Raw genomic sequence first — 12038 nt, 5'->3', positions numbered from 1 at the left:
ACACCTGATTCAGTTCGCATTCTATCCATATAAATTCTTAGGGCTTCATCATCTTCTCGATGGGAGAGGACATATTTTCTTAATTCTGGGCGAGACATTTGGTAAAAATCAGGTTGATGATTCATCTTCAAACTCCACATTAGTGAGCAAGATGCTCACATTACTATTTTCATCATACCGAAATAGATGAATATCGGTATAGAAGTTAGACAGGGTTTGACACATTCTAATGCAAGTAAGCATCTGTTCGGGAGTGGGTATCATTATTGATGGCTTTTTCCTCCAATTTACGAGTTTATACTTGTAATAAGTATAGCATAATACTGGATTGAAACAGCTAATTTAGTGCCTTAGATTTAAGGGAATGCGAGCATCCTGCTCGCTAATTATTCAGGTAGTCTGCTCGCTAGATGTTATATACCAAGCCAGAGCCTTGGCACAAGCAATAACTGTTAACTGTTCACTGAATAAACCGTCCTCGACGACGCAACTACCCGCAGCCCGATGCGATCGCTTCTTAGGTTGGGACGCTCCTGATAGCGTGCAGCAGAACGGCAGTAATCGGGAGTAATGCGGAAAGAACCACCTCTTAGCAAACGAAGATTAGCCTCATTAGCCTCATTCTCACTCAGCCAAGCACTACCATCATTAGGCGCATCCTCATACTTTTTATACCAATGGTCTGTACACCACTCTAAAACATTGCCGTGCATATCGTAGAGTCCAAAAAGATTCGCTACTTGAAACCTTCCTACAGTCGTCGTCTTTCCACGAAGAGTTTCTAGATAATTTGCCAAAGCTGGGGAAATCTTCTCGCCAAAGTGAAACGGTTGGTTATATTTCTGATTCCATTCGGCTAAAGTTAACTCACTGATAACTGCACGACAGGCGTATTCCCACTCTGCTTCACTGGGTAAACGGTATTGATAGCCTTTTCCTTTTTCCTGTGACCAGCGTGATAGTCTCTCACAAAATTCTACTGCTTCGTGCCAACTAATACGTTCCACTGGTCGGCAGCTATTTCCTTTATAGTGTGAAGGTTCTGGGTTGAGATTCCGTTCAACTTTAGGCAAAGAAGCCACTACTCGCCACTGCGCCTGCGTTACGAGATATTTGCCCATCAGAAAGGGAGAAACCTTGACTTTGTGTTGCGGACGCTCATTTGGATATGATCCTTCTTCTCGCTCCGGCGAACCCATCCAAAACTCACCGCCGGGAACTTCCACTATTTCTAGGTTTATTCCGTCTTCTAACTCTTCGATTACTGTGGTTGGTAGATCGTTTTCTGCGATGATTGAGAGGGCAATATTTCCTTGCTTATCAACCTTTGCTGTCCAGATAGGAACCTCCTCTCCCCACTGCTTCAGCAACCAGGACGCTGACAGCCTTATCTGTGGTTTTTCCTTCTCATTTTCGAGTAAATTTCTCAACTTTTCTCGGCTTAAAAATGATTTATTGGCTGCTTCCTTTTCTAATGTCTCTCGCTCTAAATTATCAATGTCTGAACTGCGGAGGTAATTATATAATTCTTGCTGGCTACTAGCTTGGAGAAACTCTTTAGCCAATTGCGTAGTCTCCACCGTGTCTTGATATTCTTGCAGAATTTTCTCTGCATCTGCTAACTTGTCACCCGACCACAAATAATACTGAGATTTATTATTTTTTTGCCAGTCTTTGGCATCTTTATCCACCTGTTTGGCTAATTCTCTACCCTTGCGAGTTTCGGTTCGCCACAGATTCAGGTTGTCCCACTTTTCAATTAAAGCTTCATGGGCTAAATCTACCCAAGCTTCTTCTTCTCGTTCAGTTTTTCCCGTCACTAAAAGACGACCTTTTACTAATCCTTGTTTACCTTCAATCAGTTCTTTTAAAACTTTTTGTCCTTCTTGATTATCTCCAGCTAGAGACAAGATAAAGGCTTTCGGTTGACGCAATCTGGTATCTTTTTCCCCATCTCCTATTTGCAGAAGATTCAAGAAGATTCGCTTGATCAAAGTTTTCTCTGTTTCTGTTCGCTCCTGCTGCGGTGAGTCTTTTTCATAATCCTTGTATTGATAGACTTTATCAGCTTGACAATTTAACGCTCCTACTATCCCACCTATCGCCTCATAAGTATCTAAAGTCAGCCGATGTTTTGCCTCATCTCGTTTCTGCCAAAGCTGGGTTAAAGCAAACTCTAATAATGGTAAAAATCCTGGTTCTTGTTTAATATCTTCAAGGATTTTATTGAGCAATTCTTTCGTAACTTCATAGCCTTGCAGTTTGGCTGGTTCGGTGATAGCTTCTAGCAAATCTAATCCCCTTAGATCTGGCAGGTATTCGGCGTTATTTTGAATCAGTTGTCGCAGCCCATCGTAACGCAAACAGGGTTCAATGAAATCCGCCCTCATGGTAGCGACAACTGCCAGAGGAAAGTCAGGAATTGTGGCAACTTGAGTAATCAATTCAATAAAGCGATCGCGCTGTTCCGCTAGAGCAAAAGTGAATAATTCCTCAAACTGATCCACCACCAGCAAGAATTTGTGTTCGCGGGGAAAAAGTTCTAATAGCGGTTTTAAGCCTTCGCTGGCTGGATTATTGATACATTGATCCAGCAATTGTTGATCATCTCGAAAATAGGGTAACAGCAAGCTTTCCAACATTGTCAACGGCTTAAATCCAGGCTTGATCGGTTCGAGAATTTGCCATCCTAATTCTTCCAACCAGGGCATCAATCCCGCCAGAACTACCGAAGATTTACCACTTCCAGAAGCACCAATCAGAGGGACAAAATTTAGCCGATCCAGCTTAGATTTGATGTCGTCCACCACTCGCTTGCGTCCGAAGAAAAATGGGCGTTCTTTCTTAGTAAACGCCAGCAATCCTTGATAGGGACAGCGCAATTCTCCCTTCTCATCTAGTAACGGTTTCACTTCTTTAACTTGAGGCTGCGCCCCATATTTGACCAGAATTAGCGATCGCCCAACTCCCATACGAATCGGTTCCTGACCCTTCCCGCGCAATTCCAGCGAGACGAAATCAAACAGGCGATCGGCACTAATTTCTCCCGTTTTTAGGTCAGCCTGTTGTGGGGACAATCCCTTCAGTAAGGCGGCGGTGAACAAACCGTATTCCTCATCTTCCCAAGCCACCTGTTCTGACCGACAGGCGGTGATTAGGAAGTAATCTTGCTTGTCATTAAATGCTGAGAGGCTAGGTTCTAGCAAAATGCGATCTAGTTCCCGATTTTCGGGCAATAACGCCCCCGCATGGCAACAGTCTAGCATTACCACCAGATTACTCAAACTAGAACGCCGTAATAAAGGATTGAGTTCTCGGTCTAAAGAAATGGCATTTTTGCCGTCGGGTTGGCTATCGGAGGTGGCGAGATAGGCTTCCCCGTCACCGATGCGATTGATCAGGCGAAACCCGTGTCCTGAAAAGTAGATCAAGACTTCTTGATTTTTGGTCTGCTCTCCCGATAAGATTTGCTGTAAGGCTTGCAAGACTTCATTCCCCGTCACCTTTCCTGGAACAACTTCGTAGCGTTTTTCTGCGGCAATCCAGCGATTGGGTAGGCGTTCTACATTCTCAAATGTCTTGGTATTCTCCAAGAATTGAGCAACAGCTTCTGCATCTTGGGCGGGTTTGCTCAAAGATGGCAGGAAATCGTAATCGTTAATGCCGATGACGAGGGCGTAGCGAGCCATAGACAGTCAGCAAGGGATGGAAATGTTTTTTATATTAGGTTGTTTTTTGATAAACTGCAAGGAAAGCATAGGCCCTCCCTTAGATAATCTTTTCTTATCATCACAAGTACGGGAGAGCCAAGAAATAGTTAAGAAAAAAGTTAATTTTCAATTTTTGCATTATTTATGACTCGACTAACTCCGATCCAAATTGACGAAAACACTCTGATTTATATAGAGTCCACCGATGACCTAGAAATTCCTGCCGAGACGGTAAGAACCGAGGGAAGAGTTGCTAAAGGGGTAATTAATGTACCAGATAAACAGCAAGTTTTACAGAATTTTCAGACAATTGAAGATACAATTCGTACCTACACTACTTATACCTTAAACGCTTTTCGCAATTTAGCCATTGCCAACATTGAGGAAGTCACTTTACAATTTGGTGTGGAAATCGGCGGTGAGGTAGGAATCCCTTATATTACTAAAGGAACCGCTAAAAGTAATTTAAATATTACGGTTAAGTGTACCTTTCCTAAGCCGCCGAACTCGTCTGATTGATGGTTCAATATTTAACGTTTTCTGGTTCTTCCGTATATTCCCAAAATAAGAGAGCCAAATAATCTTGATTAAGGTCTCTGGTCTTGATTTTGGGGATAACTGGGGAATAGATCTCTGGGGAAATCCTCGGCACTTAAACAGGTTTGTAAAGCTTGGGAGGGATTATTTTTGTCCACATCACGACTGACAGCGATAACGCATTGGGAAAAGCGCCCGGGTAATAAACTTTGACGACAGGAATCTAAAACCTGTCTAGAAATCCCTAATTTATCAGGTTCCTTGGCTGTTTCGGTTTGTTTGAGGGAATTAGTGGCAAATAAGGGGGCAGCGCGATGGATATCGACTACACAATTACCTAGGTCAATAGGACGACGCACTTGAAAACAAGCTTGCAGGGCCAGATTACCATCGATCGGGGTTTTGGATTTAATCATCACCACACACCGGGATAATTCTTTAGGAATTAATGCTTCTGAACAAGCGGTGGCGGCATCTTCGGGACTGACTCCCGTGCCGACAATCTGACTGATACAGGCACTAAATTGATTATTGTTGCCAAATGCGATCGCTGCTCGGTTCATTTCTACTAAGCCAAGGGAAATAGTAGCGATTGCGCTCCAACTAGCAATTTTTTTAATATGGTTTTTCATCGTTCGCTCACACCGAGGATTTTAAGGCTAACTGGCCTTGATCTTAACAGATTCACGGGGAACAGGGAACACAGAGATGGGGGAATGGGGAGATGGGGGAATGGGGGAATGGGGGAATGGGGAGATGGGGGAATGGGGAGATGGGGGAATTTGACTAATACCCCAAAACCCTAACACCCCAAAACCCCAAAACCCAAGGGCCAAAATTAGTATTCTGGTACAGTGGAATCGACTTCGCGACTCCAGGCGCTGATACCACCTTTGACGTTAATTCCTTCGATACCTGCGTCTTTGAGGATAGCGAGGGCCTTAGCGGAACGTCCCCCCATCTTACAATGGGCGATAAGACGATAACCGTTGACTAATTCCTTAATTTTGGGAATTGCCGCACCATTTTCGATATCGGGTAGGGGAATTAATACCGAGTTGGGGATATTAGCGATTTGGTACTCGTTGGGATTACGCACATCGATGAGAATGTAATCATTGGCATTGCTGTCAATTAGTGCTTTTAACTCTACTACGGTCATTTCTGTCATTTTTTGCTGTTCTGCTGCTTCTTGTGCTTTTGCTTGCGGAATACCGCAGAATTGTTCGTAATCAATTAGTTTTTCAATAACGGGACGGATGGGATTCGGACGCAATTTTAACTCACGGAATTTCATTTCCCAAGCATTGTAAAGCAGTAAACGACCACTGAGGGTATCCGGAGCGCCGAGGATAATTTTAATGGCTTCTGTGGCTTGAATTGTGCCGATTACTCCGGGTAAAACCCCTAAAACGCCGCCTTCGGCACAGGAGGGAACCATCCCCGGTGGTGGCGGTTCGGGATAGAGATCGCGGTAGTTGGGACCGCCTTGGTAGTTAAAAACGGTTGCCTGTCCTTCAAAGCGGAAAATTGAGCCATAGACGTTGGGTTTGTCGAGAAGAACACAAGCATCATTAGTCAGATAACGGGTGGGGAAATTATCGGTCCCGTCGATAACTACATCATAGGGGGCTAAAATGTCAAGGGCATTTTCGGAACTTATGCGGGTTTCGTACAAATCCACCTGACAATAGGGGTTAATTTCTAGAATTCTGTCCTTAGCGGAAACAATTTTCGGTTTACCTACCCAGGAAGTGCCGTGAATAATTTGACGTTGCAGATTGGAACTATCGACGATATCGAAGTCAACAATACCGATTCTACCGATGCCAGCCGCCGCTAGATAGAGTAAAAGCGGGGAACCGAGTCCCCCGGTGCCGATGCAGAGAACACTGGCGGCTTTTAGTTTTTTTTGACCTTCTAAGCCCACTTCGGGCAGAATAATGTGTCGAGAGTAGCGTTGAACCTCCTCTTTGGAAAGTTCGATCGCCGCGAGATTAGGATTTAGCATAGATTGGGTAAATAGTGAAACCTGACTCGATTCGGGCAAGAATTTCGTCTCAGCACGGTTTAGAGACAAAAATCAGGAAGACTCGATCGCTTCCTGTTTTTTCAATTCTTTCTATGATTATGATAGTGTGAGGGTCTGGCTCCCTGTTGTTAATATTAGTTAACTTTCCCCTGCCACTTGGGCGCGGTATTCACTAGCGGAGAGGGTATCAGCCAAGGCTGTATCGGGATTTTCTACCCGCACTTTTAATAACCAACCCTCCCCGTGGGGATCATCGGCAATTAATTCGGGGGAGTCAATCATCGCTTGATTGCGATCGACTACGGTCCCCGAGACGGGAGGATAAAGATCTTCTACCGCTTTTACCGATTCGATCGTGCCGAAACTACTACCTACTTCTAGTGCCTCTCCCAATTCGGGCAATTCTAGAAACACGATATCACCCAATTGATCGACGGCAAAAGCACTAATTCCCAAGGTAGCGATTTCACCTTCGAGTCTGACGTATTCGTGGGTTTCTAGGTATCTCAAATCCTCGGGATATTCCAGTTCCATCGTCTGTCTCTAAATATTTACAGCATCAGTTAGTTTACTAGATCTCTTGGGGAAAATGTTCATCGGCTAGGGCTGTTTTATTGCCGATCGCTACCTAGACAAAATTAATTACACCGATCAAACCCTGATTAAACAGCTAAAATTGGTCTAGGTTGATCAGGGAACGCCACAGAACACTGGAACAGTAAGGGTTAGCCGCTTTTTTAGCTCACTTAACAATACCCAGTTTAAATGCCTCCTAGCTTACTTATGTTAAATTCCATCTTAGAGCCTCGTGGTGGCGAACATCAAACCATAAGAGCCTTTTTTGAGCCAAAAACTATCGCTGTGGTGGGATTTAATCGCCAAAATCCCCAACTTGATCGCACTCTTTTAAATAATCTCCATCATAATCCCGGTCAGCACCGCCTTTATCTAGTTAATCCTCACCCCGAAAACTGGCTCGATCTTCCCAGCTATAGCAGTTTACCAGATATCCAGGCGGCGATCGATCTGGTAATTATCACCGCCCCCGCTCCCGAAATTCCCGCTATTATCGCCCAATCTGTCGAAAAAAAGGTTAAATGCGCCCTGATTCTCTCCACGGGTTTTCGGGAAACTGGACAGATGGGGGAGAATTTACTCAGGGAAATTAAAGCGATCGCTGGTCAAAAATTACGCATTATCGGTCCCCATAGCTCAGGAATCTGCAATCTCAGCCAAAATCTTAACGCCACCTTTTCCCCCATCCTGCCAAAAACCGGTTCAATTGCCCTGATTAGTCAAAGTGGGGCGATCGCGGCTGCCATGCTTGATTGGAGTTTAAGCGAAAATGTCGGTTTTAGTCACTTTATCTCCCTCGGAGTTCTTTTAGATGTGGATTGGGGCGAATTACTCTATTATTTAGGAGACGATCCCCAAACTAAAAGCATCGTTATCTACCTGGAATCCCTGAATAATGCCCGCTCTTTTCTGTCCTCGGCCCGAGAAGTTGCCCTAAATAAACCAATTATCGCCATTAGTCGCCACAGTACCGACTTTGACCCCACTTCTCTTTCCCATGCTGGCAAATTGACCAGCGATCAGCTAACTCTCTCCGCTGCCTTTGCTCGCTGTGGCATCGTGGAAGTACAAAGACTGGCTGATCTCTTGAATATCACGCAAGTTTTAGCGAAAATTCCCCGATTTCCCCGGGGAAAACGCTTGACAATAATCAGCAATGGTGTTGCTCCCGCTCTTTTAGCGGCCTCGGCTTTACTGGCGGAAGATGGACAACTGGCAACCCTTACCCCCGCAACGATCGCACAACTAGCGCCTCTTGTTCCCGCGGATATTGTCCCCCAAAATCCCATCGATCTGCGTCGCAGCAGCGATCCCGATAGCTACGCTCGCGCCCTAGAGATCGCTTTAGCGGATGCACATACCGACGCGGTGTTGATGATTCTCTCGCCTCGCTTTAACACCGATCTGCGAGAAATTGCCCTTAGAATCGCTTCAATCGCTCAAAATAGCAAAAAACCCATTTTAGCAAGTTTGATGGGGGGAGAGGGCATTGCAGAGGGAGTAGCGTTATTAAATCAGCAGGGTATCCCCACCTATCGCTATCCCGATTCGGCGGCCCGGGTGTTTAATTTGCTCTGGAAATATGAAGAGAATCTGCGCGGTCTTTATCAAACGCCAATTTTAACCAATTCTCAGGAAAATGGCTCCGATCGAGTTTTAGTGAGCCAGATTATCGAGCAAGTAGGGGATAGAACAATTCTCAGTGAGCCAGAGTCTTTAGATATACTCAAAGCTTATGGAATCCCTGTTATTGTCACTAAAATTGCTGAAAGTGCCGCAGAAGCAGTTAATCTCGCTGAATCTCTCGGTTATCCTGTGGTGATGAAACTGCATTCCCAGACGATTATCCATAAAAGCGCGGTGGGTGGGGTACAATTGCCGCTTTTTTCCCCCATGGCAGTCGCACAAGCATATCAGGCGATCGAAGCTAATGTTAGCGCACAAGTGGGTCGGGAGCATTTTCTCGGGGTGAGTATTCAACCGATGTTAGAGAGCGATCGAGGATATGAGTTAATTATCGGCTCTAATTACGATTATCAGTGCGGACCGGTGATAATTTTCGGTACTGGTGGCCGTTTGGTCGATATTTTTCAAGATTACGCCACCGCTCTACCTCCTTTAAATACTAATCTCGCTCGCCGACTTTTAGAAAAAACCAAGATTTATCGGGCTTTTCAGGGATTAAATGGGCTTAAATCGCTTAATTTAGCGAATTTGGAGCAAATAATCGTTAAATTTAGTCACCTGGTTAGTGAACAGCCTCGCATTAAAACTATCGATATTAATCCCTTTTTTGCCGATTCAGAGCAATTAATCGCTCTTTCCGCTTCTATACTTCTTCATCCTCCAACTACTCCCCCAGAAAAGTTATCTCATCCGGCGATTCGTCCCTATCCCGAACATTATATGGGACTTTGGACGACGAAAAGAGGCTTAAAGGTGCTAATTCGTCCGATTCGGGCGGCGGATGAGCCTTTAGTGCGACAATTTCACCATTATCTCTCGGAAGAAAGCATTTATTATCGTTATTTTCATCTTGTCAATCTCGATCGCCAAACCGCTTATGATCGTCTTACGCGCATTTGTTTTATCGACTACGATCGAGTAATGAGCTTAGTGGTAGAGATTAATAACGATCAGACGGAAGAGCCAGAAATTATCGCTATAGGACGCTTAAATAAACTGCATGGCGTTAATGTGGCGGAATTTGACTTATTAGTTAGGGATGACTATCAAGGTCAAGGTATTGGTACAGAATTACTACAGCGTTTAGTCACTATTGGCAAAAAGGAAGGATTAGACGGAATCGAAGGGGAAATTTTAAGGGATAACCGCGCTATGCAGATGATAGCTGCTAAAGTGGGGTTTTCTCTCTATAAAACTGCCGATTTTGTCAAAGCGGAACTTGAATTATGAAGCCTTTTTTGATAAGCTGATCACTAATTTTCTGGTTGAATTGTTTGGGCTAATCCTTGCTCTAAAGTAAAGGGAGGTTGCCAATTCAGAGTTTTTTGAATATAGCTAGAGTCAAGACAAAAATTGATTTAATTCGTTAAATTATTCCTTGGGAGCGCATTAATTCTATCTCTTGTTGTAGTCCGGCTTCTAGAGTACGAGGAGTAAACCCTAAATCCCTTTTAGCTTCTTCGTGAGAATAAGCTTTGTCTTCTTGTAATCGCAAGATTTGTTCTCGTCGCACGGGTGATTTTTTAGCTAATGTTTTTTCTGGTAGGGTAGCTGACCAAATGCCAAAGTTCAAGGGAAAGGACAGGGGACGCACCGATTGGCCTAATAATTGTTCTATCAATAAAATTAACTGACGGAAGGAAACAATACTACCTCCGGAAAGATCGTAAGCACCTTTTATCTCAGGACATTCCCAGACTTTTAACAACATCTGGGCAATGTCATCAGCGTGAACTGGTTGTAACAGGTTATCACCAGAGCCAAAAATGGGAAAGAATCCGTAGCGGTGACAGAATTTAATCAATTTGTGTAGGTTTTTATCCTTGGTAGTGCCATAAATCATTGTCGGTCTCAGCAGACAATAAGAAGCAGGATACTCTTGTAAATAATTTTCTGCTTGTTTATACTCGGCAGAATATTCATTATATTTTGAATATACTCCCGTGGTTCCAATAATAATTAATCGGGGAGTTTGTTGGAATTTTTTTAGACTATTAAGTATAGTTGGTACTTGTCGAAGTTGGACGAGATGGATGATGGTTTCAAAACTATTTTCCCTAAAAATTCCTTCCCAGGTTTCTGAGATAGAGCTATCGCCAAAATCGTAGGTTAAATTCAGTCCTAGACTATCTAACATACTGCGATCGCTAGTGAGTCGAATTAAACAATGTATTTCTATTTCAGGCTTAGTAGATGCCAAATGTTGCCCGAAAAAACCACCGGGCAACCCCGTAGCACCTGTGATTAATATTTTATTCTCAATCATCATTTTTTCTCCTTTCCGCTAAAACTTGTTCATAAACCTGAAAGGTTTTTTCAAACATCTTCTCAAAAGTATATTCTGCTTCGTAGCGTTTGCGTCCTGCTGCTCCCATTTTAGCTCTGAACTGTTGATCAAGAACTAATTGTAATAGTCTCTGGTGTAACGTGTTAACATCTCCCCTCGCTACGGTGTATCCAGTTATTCCTTCCACAATTGCTTCCGGTGCTCCACCCACATCTGATACAATTACCGGTAATCCCGCTCTCATTGCTTCGATTGTGGTGCAAGGAAACCCTTCCCAATTAGATATTAAAGTAAATACTTGGGCTTAAGCTAAGACTTCAGCTACATTATTACGAAAACCTAAAAAGTTAACTCTGTCGATAATTTTTAGCTCCTTGGCTAAGGTTTTAATTTTGGTTCTTCGTTACTTGCTATGGTTCGATCAGGGGGCAGAAATCGGCTAAATCCTTATCTGGCAAGAGACTTAATTGATTAGCTCGTTCTAGATTGAAAACAATTGGCAAAAATCGAAGCAATGTCTTTCTATATAAGGGTTTCACTCCTTATAACTCCCGTCCATTGCATAACACAAACCGAAGAACCTTTTATTTTCACTATCTCCACTGTTAAAATCCGAAGCTTTCAAGACAGTTAATCCAACTAAGTCTCGATCTCTATAATGATAGATAATATTGTCTTCTAGCAAACTATCATTGGCTCTTTGAGGCTTACGAAAGCTAATATATAAAACATCTGCTTCTTCATCATAATCTATCCAGATTCTTGAAGAAGGTGCGGTTAGCAAATAAGGAATTGATTTTAAGAGATTGACTTCTGCCATAGGATGCCTCGCTTGATAATTTTTTCGCAGGAGGATGTCAAAAAAGCAGTTATGACAAATCCATCTTTCTTTAGTTCTTTATAGATGACGACCGCGTCTTTTCTTGAGATAACAGTTTTCGGATAATGTTTTAGTGCTATTAGCTCATCAGTCCATCCCTTAACAATCAAATCAGGTTCAGCAATAGTTTCTAGTACCATATCAATATATCCCGCCATGTAAGATACTTTCATGGCTTAGAAAATCCATTAGACATCTCCAAAAATTATAACCCAGTCACAGCTTGCTTTTGTTCTATGTACTAACCAAGCAGTTCGATAGCTGGAATGTATATCTATCGTTGCTAATTCAATTTTACTTAAAAAATATGAGGCAATTAAAATAATTTTT

At 43.2% G+C, this 12038-nt stretch carries 11 protein-coding genes and 2 pseudogenes; 2 read left to right on the top strand and 11 right to left on the bottom strand.

The window, feature by feature from the left end:
- The 3 genes from IM475_RS23200 to IM475_RS17685 all read right to left on the bottom strand — a co-directional run.
- The coding region (locus IM475_RS23200; RefSeq protein ID WP_502865768.1) for a DUF6887 family protein at positions 1 to 98 on the bottom strand (98 nt) is incomplete at its 3' end.
- Between the two features lie 10 nt (positions 99 to 108).
- A complete protein-coding gene (locus IM475_RS23195; protein ID WP_002737946.1) occupies positions 109 to 264 on the bottom strand; it encodes a DUF6888 family protein in 156 nt (51 codons plus the stop codon).
- A 188-nt stretch (positions 265 to 452) separates the two neighbouring features.
- Positions 453 to 3689 carry an nSTAND1 domain-containing NTPase gene (locus IM475_RS17685; RefSeq protein ID WP_287728569.1) on the bottom strand — a complete coding sequence of 1079 codons (3237 nt, stop codon included), beginning with the start codon at positions 3687 to 3689 and terminating at the stop codon, positions 453 to 455.
- Between the two features lie 165 nt (positions 3690 to 3854).
- On the opposite strand from IM475_RS17685, the gene IM475_RS17680 reads away from it, so the two are divergent.
- A complete protein-coding gene (locus tag IM475_RS17680) occupies positions 3855 to 4229 on the top strand; it encodes a CU044_2847 family protein (protein WP_287728568.1) in 375 nt (124 codons plus the stop codon).
- 68 nt (positions 4230 to 4297) lie between these two features.
- Here IM475_RS17680 and IM475_RS17675 read toward each other — a convergent pair whose 3' ends face one another.
- The 3 genes from IM475_RS17675 to gcvH all read right to left on the bottom strand — a co-directional run bounded on the left by IM475_RS17675 (position 4298) and on the right by gcvH (position 6813).
- Complete coding sequence (locus IM475_RS17675) at positions 4298 to 4879, bottom strand: hypothetical protein (protein WP_147073980.1); 582 nt, start codon at positions 4877 to 4879, stop codon at positions 4298 to 4300.
- A 206-nt stretch (positions 4880 to 5085) separates the two neighbouring features.
- Complete coding sequence (gene moeB, locus IM475_RS17670; protein WP_012266195.1) at positions 5086 to 6258, bottom strand: molybdopterin-synthase adenylyltransferase MoeB; 1173 nt, start codon at positions 6256 to 6258, stop codon at positions 5086 to 5088.
- Between the two features lie 159 nt (positions 6259 to 6417).
- A complete protein-coding gene (gene gcvH / locus IM475_RS17665; protein ID WP_002737085.1) occupies positions 6418 to 6813 on the bottom strand; it encodes a glycine cleavage system protein GcvH in 396 nt (131 codons plus the stop codon).
- A 249-nt stretch (positions 6814 to 7062) separates the two neighbouring features.
- Between gcvH and IM475_RS17660 the strand changes: the two genes are divergently transcribed.
- Positions 7063 to 9771 (top strand): bifunctional acetate--CoA ligase family protein/GNAT family N-acetyltransferase, encoded by a 2709-nt coding sequence (locus tag IM475_RS17660; RefSeq protein ID WP_287728567.1) that lies wholly within the window; start codon positions 7063 to 7065, stop codon positions 9769 to 9771.
- A gap of 23 nt (positions 9772 to 9794) precedes the next feature.
- Here IM475_RS17660 and IM475_RS23190 read toward each other — a convergent pair.
- The 5 genes and pseudogenes from IM475_RS23190 to IM475_RS17640 form a co-directional block, all read right to left on the bottom strand.
- Positions 9795 to 9896: pseudogene (locus IM475_RS23190) on the bottom strand (NAD-dependent epimerase/dehydratase family protein); the annotation flags it as partial.
- A gap of 11 nt (positions 9897 to 9907) precedes the next feature.
- Positions 9908 to 10810 carry an NAD-dependent epimerase/dehydratase family protein gene (locus IM475_RS17655; protein ID WP_287728566.1) on the bottom strand — a complete coding sequence of 301 codons (903 nt, stop codon included), beginning with the start codon at positions 10808 to 10810 and terminating at the stop codon, positions 9908 to 9910.
- Positions 10800 to 11120, bottom strand: a pseudogene (locus IM475_RS17650) (glycosyltransferase); the annotation flags it as partial. The gene IM475_RS17655 and the pseudogene IM475_RS17650, both read right to left, overlap by 11 nt.
- A 243-nt stretch (positions 11121 to 11363) precedes the next feature.
- Positions 11364 to 11648 (bottom strand): DUF2283 domain-containing protein, encoded by a 285-nt coding sequence (locus tag IM475_RS17645; RefSeq protein ID WP_287660268.1) that lies wholly within the window; start codon positions 11646 to 11648, stop codon positions 11364 to 11366.
- Complete coding sequence (locus IM475_RS17640) at positions 11627 to 11881, bottom strand: hypothetical protein (RefSeq protein WP_287660267.1); 255 nt, start codon at positions 11879 to 11881, stop codon at positions 11627 to 11629. Before IM475_RS17640 ends, IM475_RS17645 begins: the two co-directional genes overlap by 22 nt.
- Positions 11882 to 12038: the final 157 nt, after the last annotated feature.

This window comes from Microcystis sp. M061S2, from assembly GCF_020245605.1.
GTDB lineage: Bacteria > Cyanobacteriota > Cyanobacteriia > Cyanobacteriales > Microcystaceae > Microcystis.
This window is presented reverse-complemented; position numbering and strand designations above follow the sequence as displayed.

Coding starts and splice junctions, on each gene's coding strand:
- IM475_RS23195 (WP_002737946.1), bottom strand. CDS start 264: ATGATACCCACTCCCGAACAGATGCTTACTTGCATTAGAATGTGTCAA.
- IM475_RS17685 (WP_287728569.1), bottom strand. CDS start 3,689: ATGGCTCGCTACGCCCTCGTCATCGGCATTAACGATTACGATTTCCTG.
- IM475_RS17680 (WP_287728568.1), top strand. CDS start 3,855: ATGACTCGACTAACTCCGATCCAAATTGACGAAAACACTCTGATTTAT.
- IM475_RS17675 (WP_147073980.1), bottom strand. CDS start 4,879: ATGAAAAACCATATTAAAAAAATTGCTAGTTGGAGCGCAATCGCTACT.
- moeB (WP_012266195.1), bottom strand. CDS start 6,258: ATGCTAAATCCTAATCTCGCGGCGATCGAACTTTCCAAAGAGGAGGTT.
- gcvH (WP_002737085.1), bottom strand. CDS start 6,813: ATGGAACTGGAATATCCCGAGGATTTGAGATACCTAGAAACCCACGAA.
- IM475_RS17660 (WP_287728567.1), top strand. CDS start 7,063: ATGTTAAATTCCATCTTAGAGCCTCGTGGTGGCGAACATCAAACCATA.
- IM475_RS17655 (WP_287728566.1), bottom strand. CDS start 10,810: ATGATGATTGAGAATAAAATATTAATCACAGGTGCTACGGGGTTGCCC.
- IM475_RS17645 (WP_287660268.1), bottom strand. CDS start 11,648: ATGGCAGAAGTCAATCTCTTAAAATCAATTCCTTATTTGCTAACCGCA.
- IM475_RS17640 (WP_287660267.1), bottom strand. CDS start 11,881: ATGAAAGTATCTTACATGGCGGGATATATTGATATGGTACTAGAAACT.